General features: G+C 37.0%; 17 protein-coding genes. 5 read left to right on the top strand and 12 right to left on the bottom strand.

Going from position 1 to position 16,668, the window contains the following annotated elements; all coding sequences use genetic code 11:
* Positions 1 to 7: 7 nt before the first annotated feature.
* The 3 genes from FJR09_RS12095 to FJR09_RS12085 all read right to left on the bottom strand — a co-directional run bounded on the left by FJR09_RS12095 (position 8) and on the right by FJR09_RS12085 (position 2,183).
* The gene (locus FJR09_RS12095; RefSeq protein WP_015083635.1) at positions 8 to 934 is read right to left on the bottom strand and encodes a cytochrome c oxidase subunit II; all 927 of its coding nucleotides are present in this window, start codon (positions 932 to 934) and stop codon (positions 8 to 10) included.
* A 140-nt stretch (positions 935 to 1,074) separates the two neighbouring features.
* Positions 1,075 to 1,686, bottom strand: coding sequence for a DUF2231 domain-containing protein (locus tag FJR09_RS12090; protein WP_015083636.1), 612 nt, complete (start codon positions 1,684 to 1,686; stop codon positions 1,075 to 1,077).
* Entirely contained in the window at positions 1,683 to 2,183 is a 501-nt protein-coding gene (locus FJR09_RS12085) for a DUF2231 domain-containing protein (RefSeq protein ID WP_015083637.1), read from the bottom strand. The genes FJR09_RS12090 and FJR09_RS12085 overlap by 4 nt, the downstream gene beginning before the upstream one ends.
* A 155-nt stretch (positions 2,184 to 2,338) precedes the next feature.
* On the opposite strand from FJR09_RS12085, the gene FJR09_RS12080 reads away from it, so the two are divergent.
* Entirely contained in the window at positions 2,339 to 2,569 is a 231-nt protein-coding gene (locus tag FJR09_RS12080) for a hypothetical protein (RefSeq protein WP_041458608.1), read from the top strand.
* Between the two features lie 233 nt (positions 2,570 to 2,802).
* Here the strand turns inward: FJR09_RS12080 and FJR09_RS12075 are convergent, their stop codons facing one another.
* The 5 genes from FJR09_RS12075 to patD all read right to left on the bottom strand — a co-directional run bounded on the left by FJR09_RS12075 (position 2,803) and on the right by patD (position 7,900).
* Entirely contained in the window at positions 2,803 to 3,468 is a 666-nt protein-coding gene (locus FJR09_RS12075; protein ID WP_015083638.1) for a nitroreductase family protein, read from the bottom strand.
* A gap of 174 nt (positions 3,469 to 3,642) precedes the next feature.
* Entirely contained in the window at positions 3,643 to 3,978 is a 336-nt protein-coding gene (gene trxA / locus FJR09_RS12070) for a thioredoxin (RefSeq protein ID WP_015083639.1), read from the bottom strand.
* 100 nt (positions 3,979 to 4,078) lie between these two features.
* Positions 4,079 to 5,326: a zinc ribbon domain-containing protein gene (locus FJR09_RS12065; RefSeq protein ID WP_015083640.1), complete on the bottom strand. Its 1,248-nt coding sequence runs from the start codon at positions 5,324 to 5,326 to the stop codon at positions 4,079 to 4,081.
* A gap of 47 nt (positions 5,327 to 5,373) precedes the next feature.
* Complete coding sequence (locus tag FJR09_RS12060; RefSeq protein WP_015083641.1) at positions 5,374 to 7,302, bottom strand: ATP-dependent endonuclease; 1,929 nt, start codon at positions 7,300 to 7,302, stop codon at positions 5,374 to 5,376.
* A gap of 247 nt (positions 7,303 to 7,549) precedes the next feature.
* Positions 7,550 to 7,900, bottom strand: a complete 351-nt coding sequence (gene patD / locus FJR09_RS12055; RefSeq protein ID WP_015083642.1) for a heterocyst frequency control protein PatD — start codon at positions 7,898 to 7,900, stop codon at positions 7,550 to 7,552.
* A gap of 270 nt (positions 7,901 to 8,170) precedes the next feature.
* Between patD and FJR09_RS12050 the strand changes: the two genes are divergently transcribed.
* A complete protein-coding gene (locus FJR09_RS12050; RefSeq protein ID WP_015083643.1) occupies positions 8,171 to 10,444 on the top strand; it encodes a bifunctional (p)ppGpp synthetase/guanosine-3',5'-bis(diphosphate) 3'-pyrophosphohydrolase in 2,274 nt (757 codons plus the stop codon).
* A 114-nt stretch (positions 10,445 to 10,558) separates the two neighbouring features.
* Here the strand turns inward: FJR09_RS12050 and FJR09_RS12045 are convergent, their stop codons facing one another.
* Both FJR09_RS12045 and FJR09_RS12040 read right to left on the bottom strand, forming a co-directional pair.
* Positions 10,559 to 11,917 carry a cysteine desulfurase-like protein gene (locus tag FJR09_RS12045; RefSeq protein ID WP_015083644.1) on the bottom strand — a complete coding sequence of 453 codons (1,359 nt, stop codon included), beginning with the start codon at positions 11,915 to 11,917 and terminating at the stop codon, positions 10,559 to 10,561.
* Positions 11,918 to 12,012: 95 nt separating this feature from the next.
* Positions 12,013 to 12,903 carry a DUF4922 domain-containing protein gene (locus FJR09_RS12040; protein WP_015083645.1) on the bottom strand — a complete coding sequence of 297 codons (891 nt, stop codon included), beginning with the start codon at positions 12,901 to 12,903 and terminating at the stop codon, positions 12,013 to 12,015.
* A gap of 256 nt (positions 12,904 to 13,159) precedes the next feature.
* Here FJR09_RS12040 and FJR09_RS12035 point away from each other — a divergent pair, with 256 nt between their 5' ends.
* Positions 13,160 to 13,771: a Uma2 family endonuclease gene (locus FJR09_RS12035; RefSeq protein WP_015083646.1), complete on the top strand. Its 612-nt coding sequence runs from the start codon at positions 13,160 to 13,162 to the stop codon at positions 13,769 to 13,771.
* Positions 13,772 to 13,826: 55 nt separating this feature from the next.
* On the opposite strand, the gene FJR09_RS12030 is transcribed toward FJR09_RS12035, so the two are convergent.
* Positions 13,827 to 14,330 (bottom strand): pentapeptide repeat-containing protein, encoded by a 504-nt coding sequence (locus FJR09_RS12030; protein ID WP_015083647.1) that lies wholly within the window; start codon positions 14,328 to 14,330, stop codon positions 13,827 to 13,829.
* Between the two features lie 14 nt (positions 14,331 to 14,344).
* Between FJR09_RS12030 and FJR09_RS12025 the strand changes: the two genes are divergently transcribed.
* The gene (locus tag FJR09_RS12025) at positions 14,345 to 14,785 is read left to right on the top strand and encodes a YraN family protein (protein ID WP_015083648.1); all 441 of its coding nucleotides are present in this window, start codon (positions 14,345 to 14,347) and stop codon (positions 14,783 to 14,785) included.
* A gap of 52 nt (positions 14,786 to 14,837) precedes the next feature.
* On the opposite strand, the gene FJR09_RS12020 is transcribed toward FJR09_RS12025, so the two are convergent.
* Positions 14,838 to 15,227 (bottom strand): hypothetical protein, encoded by a 390-nt coding sequence (locus tag FJR09_RS12020; protein ID WP_015083649.1) that lies wholly within the window; start codon positions 15,225 to 15,227, stop codon positions 14,838 to 14,840.
* Between the two features lie 184 nt (positions 15,228 to 15,411).
* Between FJR09_RS12020 and queA the strand changes: the two genes are divergently transcribed.
* Positions 15,412 to 16,542: a tRNA preQ1(34) S-adenosylmethionine ribosyltransferase-isomerase QueA gene (gene queA, locus FJR09_RS12015; RefSeq protein WP_015083650.1), complete on the top strand. Its 1,131-nt coding sequence runs from the start codon at positions 15,412 to 15,414 to the stop codon at positions 16,540 to 16,542.
* The last annotated feature ends 126 nt before the right edge of the window (positions 16,543 to 16,668 follow it).

The raw sequence follows: 16,668 nt of genomic DNA, 5'->3' as shown, positions 1-16,668 counted from the left end.
AACGAAGTTAACCTGGGAAATTGACTAATGGTGGTGCAGCAGGTTCAACGGTTTTCCAACCGCTATCAATGCCGTTTTCTACTTTGAGGGCATATTCGGAAGCCGCTTGGTTAGGGGCTGGGCTGGGTGTTTGACTGGCAGCTTTGCTTAACCACTGCTGATAGTTGCTAGGTGATTCCACAATGACTTTGGCTCGCATGGTGGCAAAGTATGTACCGCTATACTGAGAGTCGGTTAAATCATACGCACCGGGGCGAATGGGAGTAAATTCAAAGTCGAGGTCGTTACCAGGAATAATGTCTTGTTTGAGGCGGAAAGCGGGGATAAAAAAGCCGTGAAGTACATCTTCCGAATGCAGATTTAGACGGACACGGCGATCGCTCGGTAAATGCAATTCTGTACTGGTAACATTGCTTTGGGGGTAATGAAACACCCAAGCCCACTGTTTAGCGGATACATCAATATGTTCTACATCCTCAGCTACTGCGGCTTCTGAAGCCTCATCTGGCGCAGCTTCAGCAGTTTCCATCTTCATCGGATTATGTAAGTGGATCTGGTGAGATGGTCCCTGGATACCCATTTCTTCGTAAACTTGGTAACTATAACCCGCAATCCACAACACCAACATAATTGGGATTGCTGTCCAAATTACTTCTAAAGTCACATTACCTTCAATGTGAGGCCCATCACCTAAATCTGTAGCTTTTGCCCGATGGAAACAAATAGAATAGAAAAGAGTAGCAGTTACTCCCAGGAAAATTAAAGATCCTAATGTTACCAAAAAGCTAAATAAATCATCAATCAGATGAGATTCAGCAGCCCCTTGGGGAGGAAGCCAAGAATAAGCCTGTTTACCAATCCAGAGACTAGTAAGAGTTACCGCAACTGCCCCAGTAACAATGGTCAAAAAGTTGAGAAATTGCCGAATTTTCATAATGGTCAGTTGTTAGTTGTCAGTGGTTAGTGGTCAGTGGTCATTTGTTAATGGTCAGTTGTGAATTGTTAGACAAGAATTTTTACACCAATCACCAATCACCAATTACCAATTACCAATTACCAATCACCAATTACCCATTACCTATTACCAAAGATTTGATTGATGTCTTGTCCTGCTCGTAGTAATTTATCGGCTGTATTGTGAACACCAAAATCTGCTGCCAGGTGCGCTCCTAATGTTCCATGAAAATACATCAGCAACATAATAATTACACCGACAACCAGATAAGAAATTTGCACTTCTCTCTCTTCATGTTTGCCGATAACGTAACGTTGCCAACCTCGCCAAAAGGTCATGCCAACCATCATCGCTAATAGTAATACACCACCCACACCATGCCACATCATTGTGGGCATTGCCAGCATTCCCCAAGGACTTTTGATATCTGCTGGTGGGGCTGCTAATAACATTTCATAAAAACCTGCACCAACCGTGAAAAATGTAATCACAGATGCAGCAAAAATGTTGTACCAACCGACATCAAATAATTGAGAACGTTCAACCTTAATTCCCAAAAAATTGAATAGCCATTTTTCCAAAGGGAAGAACACACCTAAAATATCAAAGATAATGGCAATGATGAATAAACCTAATGTGAGGTGTACCAAATTAGGATGAATCGGAATGGCATAAGGTAAACCATTTGCACCCATTTGGTGACTAATTTGGTCTAATAATTCTGAGTTCATGGCAAGATTCCATCCTTTACCGCTTCCACAACAGGTACGGTATGTAAGCCATACACCCATACCAGTTCATCACCAAGATATACTTGAAAACCAACCAAGGCTGTTAATAAAACTGCCACAGCTATATAATGAAAAGGGAGTTTTTTCGGATTACGACTCCGCAAAACATAACGCCAAGCAGTAATAGTGGCAATAATACCTGAAAGTGACCAACCGATGAGAGTATGAATATTTAAAACTGATTTAGCGAGTTCGTAGGGTTTTGCTAAACCAGCCTCAAATTGACCAAAAATAATTGCCACAAAAATAGCTACAGTGGCAATACACATATTCCACCAACTCACCTCAAACAAAGTAGTTTTACCAGTTACATAACCAGCGAAATCACAAAAAACAGAAAATAGCACCATCGCAATTACAAAGTGAACCACGATAGGATGTAAAGGATCTGGATATGGTAAATTATGCTCATTCAATGAAGTGAAAAAATCCAGCATTAAATTCTCCTAGACTGATTTACTACTCCTTAGCCAAACTTAAATAATTGCTAGATACTCACTCACTGATACCAAAAAGTTATTTGATAAATCTGGTGTGAGTTTGCTGCAATGTATAACCGTCAAGTGATTTCTTCATAGTCACAACAGTAATTATGGATGTAGCTAAACTAAATCACTGTGAGAGGTTGAATTTACTAGACGTAAATTTTTATGAATTGTCAAAAAAACTAAAAGCAGAACTTCTAGAATTAACGAGAGAGCCAAAAGCAGATTTTGATCTTGGCTCTATTACAATATTTTTAAATCAAAACCAAATATTTTTATGTTTATTGATGTACAATAAAAAATTATCACTTTGTGATTTAAAAAACCGAAATATATAGTTTTTATAGTAGGTAGGATGAAAATGAAGCTGGATAGAATAATATTTTAAGAATAATTGAACGCAGATAAACGCAGATAAACGCAGATAAAGAGGGATGAATTAATGAATTTTATGATTCTGTGCAACATTTTTTCTTTGCGTCTTTGCTCCTTAGCGCCTCTGCGCGAAACAAAAATATATTTCACTTACCTGATATCTGCATTCATACCCACCAAATCCCCAAATCCCTAATTAACCTTGATAGGGGTTATCGAGTCTATCCACAGAAACATTAACCGACAATGGTAAACGACCGGGATTTAACCGGGGTTCAGCCGCATAACCTACAGGTACTAAAACAGCAATAGCGATATCAGGATCATTCTCAGCCCCAATTATAGCTTTAACCTGTTCCTCAATCCAACCATTCATAAAGCAGGTGGATAAACCCAAGCTTTCAGCTGCTAATACTAAATTTGTAGCAGCTATCATGGCATCTTTAATGGCGTATTCCCGGCGCTTGTCTCCTAAACTAGCTTGAAATTGCGGAATCGCACCTCTAAAGTAATTAACTGTCCCCTCATTCCAAGCCCCAGTGGCTGCACCTTGTTCTAAAATGGGTGTGATATCTTTTTCTCCCGCAGCAGCGTCAGCAGCAAAAACAAAGGTAACAGGCGCTTGGATAATTTGCTTTTGATTCCAAGAAGCAGCACATAACGCTGCTTTTTGAGCTTCGTCTTCAACTAAAACGATTCTCCACGATTGGACGTTAAAACTACTGGGTGCAGCTACGGTTAATTCTACCAGTTGCTTGAGCAATTCTGGGGAGATGGGGTCTGGTTTGAAGGTTTTGATGGAACGACGTTGTACTATGGCGCTGGGTACGTCTAATGCTGGGATTTGGGTGTTTGCAGTCACGCTATTCTCCTCTGTTTTATCCTATCCGCTTAGGGTAACGCTTTTTTGTACGCAGTTCGTTGGTTATTGATTAATTTTTTTTCTCACGCAGAGGCGCGGAGGCACGGAGGAGGTAAATACGGAGTTTTAATCCTTTGTAGGGAGATTTATTACAGAAATTCCCAGTGTTTTTAACTATGATTTTGCAGCAATATACTTGTCTAAGGTAGCAGATAATGTAGTTTTAGGAACAGCACCAACAACTGTTTTGACTTGTCGTCCCCCTTTAAACACCATCAATGTAGGAATACTGCGAATTCCGTAATGACTAGCAACGGTAGGATTTTGATCAGTATTCAGTTTTACTACTTTTATCTGTCCTTCGTATTCCGCAGCCACTTCTTCAACTACAGGAGTTAGCATTTTACAAGGACCACACCAAGGGGCCCAAAAATCAACTAAAACAGGAGTTTGACTTTCTAACACTTCTTGCTTAAATGTGGCTTCGGTGACATTGGTAATTGATGACATAAATTGTCTGCCTAGATTTAAAGTCAATAATTCAATAATATCTAATCAATAGGCGTGAAAATATGTTGATAAGTTTAATTTTGCTAAGTTTCTTGAATTGTTAATTTTGTCCTGCGGTATCAGAATTTTGATCAGCACCACAATGATGACAATAAGGTAATTCTTTATAAGTCAAATTATGACAGTTATGGCATTCAATATATTGATAATAACCGCAGTGGGGACAGTGGCTATCTTGAGGACGAATTTTTTTAGCACACCGAATACATTGTGATTTTTGAATTCTGTTAACTGCTTGAATTTTAGGATTAAATACAACGGTTTGAAAGAATTTAATCATGCCAAAACCAACTAAAGGAATTAGCAAAATATAAGCGTAACTAATTAGGAAGATTAATCCACCAAACAGGGAACTAATAACATCAAATAAGAATTGAAATATTATACCAATTTGCAGAAATTCAAATATTTTCAGAATTAACGGAATTAAAAATATAACTAATAAATGCCAGCTAATTAATGCTATTAATCCATATCCTCTGCGTTGGCTGAAGTTATTAACTAATAAGGCAATGAGAATTAACGGGAGTAAAAAGATAGCCTGAAATACTAATTGAATGCTGGGATACCAAAATGATGCGTCTTTATAACCTTTTTCAACTTGATTAAATTTAGTTTCCTCTTTGAGAAAAGACAGAAAATTAATACTTTCAGGTTTTGTCAGCAGTTGATTTTGCAGGTTAGCAATTTCCTGTTTCAATGTGGAAATCTTCTCGCTATTTTGTGCTAATTCCTGTTTAGCTTTTTCTGCGCGAACCTGATTAATGGAATTACCTGAAGACTGACCAGCAATTTTTTCTAATAAGCTTGAATCATATTGTTGACGAATAGTATTATTTGCTTGTTCAAGACGACTAATTTTATCCTGGGTCTGATTTATTGTGGTGAGAATTTTCTGATTTTGAGGATTATTCAGTTTATCTTTAGATTCACCGTAGTTCAAACATATTTCGGAAACTTTACCCAAATGTCCAATTTCTACATTTTGATATGTTTGCCGAACTCTTTGCTCATTGTTACCATAAGGTAGTGAACTTCTCAAAAATTCATAATCTTTATTTTTGGTAGTTTGGGTTTTATAATTATTCCATTCAGAATAACATGGATAAGCTTGAGTTGGGCTAAGATGCCATTCACTAATATTATTTAAACCTGTAAAAACGTTAATTAAAATGAAAATATCAACTAAAATAATGACAATCAAACTCACTTTATTGAGTGGTTCATTATTGACTGTTCGAGAGTTATTAAAAAATTGATTTGAAAGACGGCGTATTCTGGTGAACATATAACTATCCTCTATCTAAAATATACACGAAATAGTAACTTAAAACCCTAAATTGAATTTAAAAAATTCCACTCATCAAACCAAAGTGATATATCTACTTGCTCAATTAATTCAATAAATTCAGTTTTTACATCAAAACTAATTCCATGAGGCTGTAAAGTAGCGGAAATAACAGTTTCCACATCATCTTTTGTCATCAATTTAAAAAGATATTTATTTGTAAAACAGTTATTAACGTGCTGACGTACCTTAGTATTTAGTTGTTGGTCATTAGCTTTCATATATTTATTGTCTAAGACAGTATTTAATTTAATTTGAAGATTTTTATACCAAAATGCTAAGTCCTCATATTTCTGATCATTATAGCGGGTTGCTAAAATAAGTTCATGATTTAAATAATTAGTTTGTAACTCATTTTCCAAAATATTAATATCAACATTTATACCTTTTTTTAATAACCATTTGTTTAACAATCGAGCTAATTTTGGTATATCAGTAAAGAGAGTTGATTCTAATGTGTAAGCAGACCAAATATGAGATTTCAAGTAAATTCTATTCTGAAACTCATTATTAAGTCCAGATTGATGAGTGTCAATCAAAAAATCTCTGTCTATTATTAATACAGATTTCTCCCAAAGTGTTTGATTGTTTTTAACTTCCGAAAAAACGGTTTTGTAATGTAAAATTCTCTCAGAAACTTCACTAACTCCTCCTAAAACCCAATAAACATATTTTTTATTATTACTAATATTCTGCTTGAGTAAGATATCAATTACTTGTGCATCATCTGCACCTTCAACAAAGATTAGAGTATCTGATTCAATGGCATTTAAAAAATCTAACCCACTCACCATTCCTAATGCACTAATAACCGGATTAACTTGAGAGGGATAAATACCAGAAAAGCGCGAATTTACTGCTATCAGATTATTGCTATCTATGGTTTTATATATGCCTGTAGGTTGACCATCAAGATGGAATAAATTAGATAAATTTGCACTACGAATTAACGCTTCGTTATGAGTTGTGATAAAAATTTGATTTTTTTCAGAGAATTGCACTAATATTTTTAATAAACGACTCTGAATTTCTCTATGAATATGACTATCAGGTTCGTCCAAAAGAATCAAATTTAAGTCTTTTTGAATGGAAGAAGGATGATAAAGATTTAGCAAAATTTCAATAATTTGTAAACTGCCACTACCTAGAAGTGCAATATCTTTTTCAATGTCTATTTCATTATGTTTAAAATTAAATACAACTGTTACATCTTTTTGAATTTGGCTAACTGTAGAAATATTCATGCTCCGATTTCGATTGTAAAGAATAAAAGATAGAGCCTCTAAAAAACTGCTAAACAAAGAAGGATCAGAAGAGTTATAAAGTTGATATAACCGATTACGAATAACCCTTGATGAATCACGATTGATGATAGATTCTTGAATTTGTGGGATTGTTACGAATCTTTCTATTTGGCGAATTGCACTAGAAGGTGAGGTATAGTAAAAACTAAAAGGAGAAGGTAAATTTTGGAAAAAATTATTGAATTTATTAAAATCATAACTGCCAAAATCAAGTAACTCAATTACATAATTACGTCCTGAACTACTAATTTTAAAACATATTGTGATTTCTTCATTATCATTGGCAAGTGTCGCGGATAATTCAATTTTATTGTTTTTATCTCTTTGATAAAAAATATCTTCAAAATTAGGACTCAAAACACTATTAATTTGATCAAAATATTTGTCTTGAGTAGTTCCTAAAATATAGTCATTTCTTCTATAATTACCAGTTGCTCTAAGGGCTTTTCTAATTAATTTAGTAAAACATTCATGCCATAAAGATAACGCTTGTAGTAGTGTAGTTTTTCCTGAATTATTAACTCCAGTAAAAATATTAAGAGTCGGATTAAACACTACTTCAATATCTTGAAATAACTTAAAATTCTTCACTTTAAACCGGGAAATGTGCATAATATTTTTTAAAAAATAAACAGATTGAATTAATTTTAGAGAGATGTATTGTAAAAAAATACAACTACTACACTGTAATTTATGCCCTGTTTACCAAGTCATCGGTTATAGATGAACAAACAACAGTTACATTCATTTTGGCACAATCATAGGCGAAACGTATAGATTGAAAAAACTCTTGTTCCTCTCTTCTTTTGCGCCTCTGTGTCAAATAAATTCATCAAATTTCAGTATATTTGTAGCTAAATTATTCCTTTTCTTCTATTGGCTGGGTAATAGCCTGACAATATCTAATTAAAGTATCAATGCGTTCTTCAATATTTTTCAACCTAGATTGTAATGTTGTTAATTGCTTTGCCCCTTGGAGAAACATCATATCTACTTCCAAGAGTCGTAACTGCTTATTTATTTCCGTTTTATAAGATTGTTCCCGCGAATTAGCATCAACCAACGGGACAATTTGCTGGATAAAAAATCCCTGCAACTGGGCTAAATTCTGCTTTAATTTCTGTAAATTAAGTTTACCTGCCGTTACATTAGCTCGAAACTCATCTAGAAATGTTGCCAATTCCTGATATTTATCACAATTAAAAGACATCTGTTGCTAGTTAAGATAGTATTAATGTCAAGAAAATTTTCTCATACAACCGAAATTTCTTTTGTTTATTATCAAAATTACAAGCCTTAAAATCAGATTTAAGGCTTGGTTTGCCGTCAATAGGTATTTTTTATGATCTTTGCAGGCAAGCTGCTATGGATGATGACTACAAGCAATTAGGGCATCATCTCTAAGCCAGCATCTATTTTATAGGCGTGCTGTCAATTTTGCTTTTCTCTTAACCTATCCACCAATTACCTTTTTAATTTTATGAGTAGTGTAGCTGTCAAACCCCCTGTTGATGTTGTTCTCCCAGATTGGCTTAACAAATGTTTAATTGCACCACCAGCACCGATACTTACAGAGGAAGAAGACCGAACGTATAACGGTAATGCCTTAATTTGTCGGGCTTTTCAGTTTGCATATGAACTGCATGGGGGTCAAATTCGGAAGTCGGGAGAACCGTATATTGCCCATCCTGTTGCTGTAGCTGAAATACTCCGTGAATTAGGTGGTAGTCCGGCTATGATAGCAGCCGGATTACTCCATGATGTAGTTGAAGATACAGAAGTTACAAGTGAAGATATAGAAGCCCGGTTTGGAGCAGAAGTGCGGCTATTGGTAGAAGGTGTTACCAAACTGTCGAAAATAAATTTTACTAGCAAAACCGAAAGTCAAGCGGAAAATTTCCGGCGAATGTTTTTGGCTATGGCGCAAGATATTCGCGTAATTGTGGTAAAACTGGCAGACCGTTTGCATAATATGCGAACCCTTCAATATATGTCCGAAGCTAGTCGTCAACGCAGCGCCCAGGAAACACGAGATATTTTCGCACCTTTGGCGAATCGCTTAGGGATTTGGCAAATTAAATGGGAATTAGAGGATTTAGCATTTAAATATTTAGAACCAGAAGCTTATCGAGAAACTCAGCAATGTGTCGCGGAAAAACGCACGGCACGGGAAGAAAAATTACTCAAAGCTACGGATACTTTGCGCCGTCGGTTACTCAAAGCTGGTGTTAATTGTCTGGAAATTAGTGGTCGTCCTAAACACCTTTATAGCATTTATCAAAAAATGCAGCGGCAGCAAAAGGAATTTCATGAAATTTACGATTTGGCAGCACTGCGAATTATTGTTCAAACCAATGAAGAATGTTATCGGGCTTTGGCAGTGGTTCATGATTCTTTTCGTCCCATTCCTGGTAGATTTAAAGATTACATTGGCTTGCCTAAACCAAACCATTATCAGTCTTTGCATACCGGAGTAATTGGCTTGACTGGCCGCCCGTTGGAAGTGCAAATTCGGACTTTGGAAATGCACCATATCGCGGAATATGGTATTGCTGCCCATTGGAAGTATAAGGAAACTGGGGGTTCTGAAAATACTCCTGTGACCAGCACTGATGAAAAGTTTACTTGGTTACGGCAGTTGCTAGATTGGCAAAGTGATTTAAAGGATGCTCAGGAATACTTAGATAGTGTTAAAGACAATCTATTTGAAGATGACGTTTATGTCTTCACCCCAAAGGGGGATGTTGTTCCTTTAAGTCCCGGTTCTACAAGTATAGATTTTGCCTATCGGATTCATACGGAAGTCGGAAATCACTGTGCGGGGGCGCGAGTCAATGGGCGAATTGTTCCTTTATCCACGCGTCTGCATAATGGCGATATTGTGGATATTATTACCCAAAAGAATTGTCATCCCAGCTTAGATTGGTTAAATTTTGTTAGCACTTCGGCTGCGAAGTATAGAATTAAACAATGGTACAAGCGATCGCGCCGGGAAGAAAATGTTGCTAGGGGACGGGATTTATTAGAGAAGGAATTGGGGAAAACTGGTTTTGAGAATTTGCTCAAATCAGACGCTATGCAAACTGTGGCGGAAAAATGTAATTATCACAGTGTGGAAGATTTACTCGCCGGTTTGGGTTATGGGGAAATTACCTCAAACTTAGCACTGAACCGCTGGCGGGAAATTGTCAAAGCTAGACAACCTGTAAGTGATGTTGTTCCATTTATTCCCAAAGAACCAACGCCAAAAACTTCACGGGATATGTTAACCACTAGTTCCCGTGCTAGTGATTCCCCAATTATTGGTATGGAGGGTTTGGTTCATCATATCGCTGGCTGTTGTACTCCCATTCCTGGGGAAGCGATTGTGGGTGTAGTGACGCGACTAAGAGGAATTTCTATTCATCGCCAAGGCTGTCATAATGTAGATCCTGTTGAGTATGAGCGTTTAGTCCCAGTCCGCTGGAATTTAGCTATGGAAAACCGCAGTCGTACTCATACTTATCCTATTAATATACAAATTGAGGCTATGGATAGGGTAGGAGTATTAAAAGATGTTTTGTCACGTTTGAGTGACCAGGGGATTAATGTCCGTCATGCTCAAGTGAAAACTTCTTTGGGACAACCCGCTTTGATGAATTTGGGTATTGATGTCCGCGATTGTTCTCAGTTGGAACATTTATTTGTGCAACTTAAGAAAATGAGTGATATTCTCAATATTCGTCGGGTTTGTGAGGTTGAGGACTGCGGTTAGTGGGGTTTACAGCTATTTTCAATTTTGTTTCGCGCAATCTCTCTTAGAGATCCCGAAGGGTAGGCGCTAAGGAGCAAAGGCGCAAAGGAAGAAGATAGCTGTAATTTAAAGGTTTTAGACGATTTCATTTAAGGTTTGCAGCAGTTGATCAATTTCTGCGGCTGTGTTGTAGTGGGCTAGTCCTATGCGTAATAAGCCACCTGATGTTTCTACGTCTAATTTTTCGGTGAGGTTAACTGCATAGAAGTTGCCGTACCAAGCAAATATTCCCTGTTCTCCTAATATTTTGGCGATTGTTTCTGGTGTTTTTCCTTCTATGCGAATAGAGACGGTTGGTGTCCGCCATGTAAATTGGCTGGGTTCGGTAATACCATAAAGGCTTAAACCGGGGATTTTTAATAATCCGGAAATTAGCTTTTTGCTTAATTCTCTTTCATATTGTTGGATGGCTGACATTGCTACTAATAATGCGGCTCGTCGGCTATGATAAGCTGATACTAATTCATGATTCTCTTGTTCTGGTGCAGTCAAAAATCGAGGACAATGGAAGGTAGTTAAACCTTCTCTGTCGGCTTCTATTAAGGATGAAAGTAATTCGTTATCTAAGATTGGGGAAACATGACAACCTAATTTTGTTAAATAATTAATTGCTGCTACTAATCCGGCTAAACCTTCATGATTTAATGTTCCTGTTTCCCATCTGGAAGGGACTTCTTCTGATGCGGGTTTAACTTTATAAGGGGAAAATTTGGTTAAATGTTCTCTTTTTCCGTAGAGGATTCCTAAATGGGGGGCAAAGAATTTATAGGCGGAACAGGCGAGAAAATCACAGTCTAAATGATGAACATTTATCGGTGCATGGGGGGCATAATGAACGGCATCAACATATACTAAAGCCCCGAATTTATGGGCGAGTTTGACTATTTTAGCAATATCATTAATTGTGCCAACGGCGTTGGAAGCGTAAGTTACTGCTACTAGTTTGGTGCGGGAATTTATCTTTTTTTCTAAATCGTTTAAATCTAAAGTACAGTCGGCGATATTAATATCAACAGTCCGAATAATTACGCCTTTTTCTTCTAAGGCATACCAGGGAGAAATGTTGGCTGCATGGTCTAAGTCTGTAACAATTATTTCATCACCAGGTTGTAGTTCTCTACCGATAGCGCGACTCACGGAGAAGGTGAGGGTGGTCATATTTGCGCCAAATACTACTTCATCATTATCGCATCCTAGGAAGTCGGCGATCGCTGCCCTGGCAGAAATAATCAAGGCATCGGTTCGCATACTGGTAGTAAAAGCACCGTGAGCATTGGCATTTGATCTAACTAAATAATCACTAATTGCGTCTAATACTCCACCGGGTACTTGTGTGCCACCGGGTCCATCAAAGAAAATTGCTGGTTTTCCGTTGATTGTTTGTGTGAGTGCGGGAAACTGGGAACGAATCCATTTTATGTCTAAAGATTCCATGATTTTTCCTCTTTTTTATGATTTTTGTTTCGCGCAGAGACGCTAAGGAGCAAAGACGCAAAGGAAATACAATAACTCATATTGTAGTCTAAGATTCAATTTTGTTGTCTAGGAAAAGCAACATTATTTAAAAGGTTAATAGGGTTGATATTTTTTAGTAATTGCATTTGTTGTTGATTTTTAACTAATAATGCCCCCGCAAATCCTAGTGAGTTGACAGAAATTTTCTCAAATTCTTCTTGTTTGCGGGGGATAATTAACATCCATTCTCGCGTAAATAAAAGATTATATGCTCCTGATTGCATATTATTTTCTAGAGGTTTAATTCCCACAGTTCGCAATAAAGTATGATATTTTTCTAAGGTTACTTCTGCACTTTCTCCCATTTTAAGAGTAGTGAAAGCGTGTAAAAAGGGAAATTCTGGAATAGTTCCCAGATCATTTTCTAATTTTGCTGTTTTCAAAAGTGGTGAAATGGGAATATCTGTTTCTGTAAAAGGAACAATTTGCAAATGTTTATGTGGTTGACTCGCACCGGCAAGTTTACCACCATTATAAAATACTAACCCATTAAATTCTGCTAAACAAGCCCATACTGCTGTTAAGTCTTCTAGGGTAAGTAGGCTTTCCTGTGGTTCAAAAGCGCGGGTGATTATTAATAAGTGATAATCAACAACATTGAATTTATTTAAAATACAAACATGAGTATTAGAGATATCTGTGACAAATAAATCTTCTTCGTAGGGTAAAAAAGGATTAAATTCTTTACCAGTTTTAGTCGCTTCTTGATCTTTTTTAGCCTTATCAGCGTTTTTGCGGTTGATATTTTCTAAAATTCTGATAACAAACTTGATTCCATCTTTTTCAAAAATTTCCAACTCTGTAGGAATAGATTTTAAAGCTCCAGATTTTAAAGCTAGTTCGGTGGTTTTTTTAAGACTTGTCCATAATGTACCGGGTTTCAGTCGAATTTCTTGCTGGTGCATATTTTATAGGAGATAAATAACAATTTTATATCATAAATTGGTTACATAAAATCAATAATTTTGGCTCTAACGTTCCCTTTATGTAAACATTTATTGTAGGTTGGGTTGACGTATGTTACCCAACAACTCTTACTATCTTAACGCCAATGTTGGGTTTCACTTTATTCAGAGCATTAGAACCAAAATTTCTGGTAATATTGGATTTCTATATAGTATAATTAAAATCAGCAAATTATCACCATTCAAGAGGTGAATCATGGTTCAAACCTTAACCAAATCAGTCAGCTTTGAGGAGTTTATCCAATCCTATCCAGAAACAGGATCACGTTATGAATTACACAATGGAGAAATTGTAGAAATGAACCCACCAGTAGGAGATCATGAATTCGTAATTGGTTTTTTAGCCCGTAAGATATCAGGAGAATTAGATAGACTTAATCTTTCTTACCTCATACCTAAAACAACATTAATCAAAACACCAAAATCTGAATCTGCCTATTCACCTGATATTTTATTACTCAATCCTGCTAACTTACCTAATGAACCTTTGTGGAAAAAAGAATCAACCATTACTCAAGCTGCTTCAGTTCCTTTAGTAATAGAAATTGTTAGCAGTAATTGGCAAACAGATTATACTCATAAAACCAACGATTATGAATCAATGGGTATTTCTGAATATTGGATAGTTGATTATGGTGCTTTCGGTGGTAAAAGATTTATTGGTAATCCTAAACAACCGACTATTTCTATTTATTCTTTAGTTGATGATGAATACATAGTTAATCAATTTAGAGGTAATGATTTAATTATATCGCCATTATTTCCAGAACTCAAATTAACACTTTCACAAATTTTACAAAATATATAAATACTGTAAGCGTCAGATACCCGACTTGTTTAAGAAGCCGGGTATCTGATCTGATCTAAGAACAATATAAAGTATCTCTTGTATCCCTTTTTGTCACGGGATTAGTACCTTTTGCCAACTTACATAGTTTCTTTTGTTCATCTTGACGCAGTAGTACATCGGTAAAATCTGCACCATCTATTATAGCACCATCAAATCTGGCGTTAGCGGCAAATGCTCCTTCTAATATGGCGTTGGTTAAATCGGCTTTAATCAATCGCGCTGAATCTAATGTAGTATTAGTTAGGTCTGCTCCCTGTAAATTTGCTGATTCTAGATTGGCGGCGAAAAAACTAACACCTCTTAAATTAGAGTGACTAAAATTACTGTAGCGAAGATTTGCTTTAGTAAAACTAGAATCTGTTAAATCACGTCCAGAAAAATCAGCACTGATCAGAATTTCTTTGTTATATTCCAGTGCTACAGCAGTAGGGACAAAACTTGCTAAAGCTGTGGTGGAAATGATTGCCCAAAGTAATAAACTGAGTATGCTTATCCAATTGCGATGTTTAGTATTCATGGTATTGTTAATTAATGGCTAATCCTTCTCCATTTAATTATGCAGATATTGGTAACATAGGTGAAGACCTGGTAGCCAAATGGTTACAATCTACAGGTTGGGAAGTTTTGCAGCGTCGCTTTTGGTGTCCTTGGGGAGAAATTGATATTATCGCTCAATATCAAGACTCAATTGTAGCGTTTGTTGAAGTGAAAACCCGCAGTTCTGGTAATTGGGATGAGGGGGGAAAAAATGCCATTACTCCCCAAAAACAAGCAAAAATTTGGCGGACGGCGGAAATATTTTTAGCTGAATATCCACAAAAAGCTGATTATGCTTGTCGCTTTGATGTAGCACTGGTTCACTATCAACCAGAAACTAGAAAAATTATTGGGGACAAATTTTTAGAGCGTTTATCTATATCTGGATATGAGTTTAAACTGCAACAATACATTGAGGCAGCTTTTGATAAATAATAAATGCTATGGCGAAATTATTTTTACTTTGCGATACTTAATTTAGAACTGTTTAAGCGAGTGTTTCTGGACAATATCCTAAACCTCGAACAAACTGTTGTCTAAATGCTTCAATTTCTTCCCTTTCCGGGCTACCATGAGAAACAACTGCTACTTGGTAACGACGCATTACGTCTACGGGTGTTTGTCCGGCTTCTAAACTCCAAAACGCCATTTGGACTCTCATTGGTGGTTGATAGCTAATTCCCAATTCACTCAAGAAAGCTCGAAAATCGCCGTCTTGTTGATCTGAGACTGTTTCTTTGAATTTAATTCTGACTACCCAACCATCAATTTGATGAATCACGCTCACAAAGGATAGGGGAAGTTGTGGTCTACCATGTAGGTATTGAACGATTCTCAGGGTGAGGGTGGCATTGCCTAGATAGTATAAGTATTCCATCATCATGTTATGGGATTAAATTTAGTTCTACCTATCTATCTTCGTTAATGGGGTGGAGTTCCCGGTAGGGTAAAAGCACCCGTTCTTTTATGGGGAGATTTACCCAATCTGGGCAGAAGGCAGAAGGCAGGGGGCAGGGAGAAATAATTTTCCCAATTACCAATTACTCAATTACTCAATTAATATGAAGCAAAAAATACTACAAGCAGAATCACAAGATATCAATTTAGATTGTTCGTTGTCTGGTTATGAATACGAACTTCCACCGGGACGAATTGCCCAAAACCCTGCTGTTCCTAGAGATAGTTCTAAGTTATTGGTGGTAAATTCTCCTGAAACCGCTAAGACTATACCACCACTACATCACATTTTCCGTAATTTGCCGGAACTGTTAAAGCCGGGAGATTTGCTAGTGATGAATAATACTAAAGTTATTCCCGCTCGGTTGTATGGCTATACGTCTACGAGTGGGAGTGTGGAGGTGTTACTGGTAGAGGAACGGCGACATAATTGCTGGTTGGCTTTGGTGAAGCCAGGAAAGCGGTTTAAGATAGGCAATGAAATTATTTTTACATCGGGGGAACAGGGAAATAAACAAACATTAAAGGCAACAGTGGTTGAGTCAGATTCGGAAACTGGGGGGCGATTATTACAGTTTGAGTTACCGGAGCAAGTTCCTTTATTGCAGGTGTTGGGGACATTTGGACAAATTCCTCTACCACCTTATATCACGGCTTCTACGGCTGCTGATGAACAGTATCAAACAGTGTATGCGGCTGAAGAAGGAGCGATCGCCGCCCCAACAGCAGGATTACATTTTACACCGGAATTACTAGAAAAATTGCGTAGTTGTGGCATTAATCAGGCTTTTATTACTCTTCATGTGGGTATCGGTACTTTTCGCCCAGTAGAAGTAAAAGATGTTACTACCCATGCTATGCACGAAGAATGGATTGAAGTTCCTGCTGATACCGTTGAGCAAATTCGGGCTACTCAGGCTGCTGGGGGGCGAATTATTGCGGTGGGAACAACAGCGGTAAGGGCTTTGGAGGGTGCAGCACAATTGGGAGATTTACAGCCATTTGTGGGGAAGACAAATTTATTTATTTATCCTGGGTATAAATGGCAGGTTGTGGAGGGTTTAATCACCAATTTCCATTTACCCCGTTCTAGTTTATTGATGCTGGTTAGTGCTTTGATTGGTAGAGAAAGATTGTTGGATCTTTATCAAGAAGCAATTACTTCTGAATACCGCTTTTATTCTTTTGGTGATGCCATGCTGATATTACCAGAAGGGAAAAGCATTAAATTATGAATTTTTGATGAAGTAATGGATCATCTAATTGAGATTAGATTCAGGATGACTTTTTACTTTTCGTTACATATTACTCTTCGAGAAGCCGCTCCGCGTCTACGGTTTTTTTCCGTTCACCTACTTAAT

Source organism: Dolichospermum sp. UHCC 0406 (genome assembly GCF_009712025.1).
Taxonomy (GTDB): domain Bacteria; phylum Cyanobacteriota; class Cyanobacteriia; order Cyanobacteriales; family Nostocaceae; genus Dolichospermum; species Dolichospermum lemmermannii.
The sequence above is the reverse complement of the archived record's forward strand: the minus strand, read 5'-3'. Positions and strand labels throughout refer to the sequence as shown.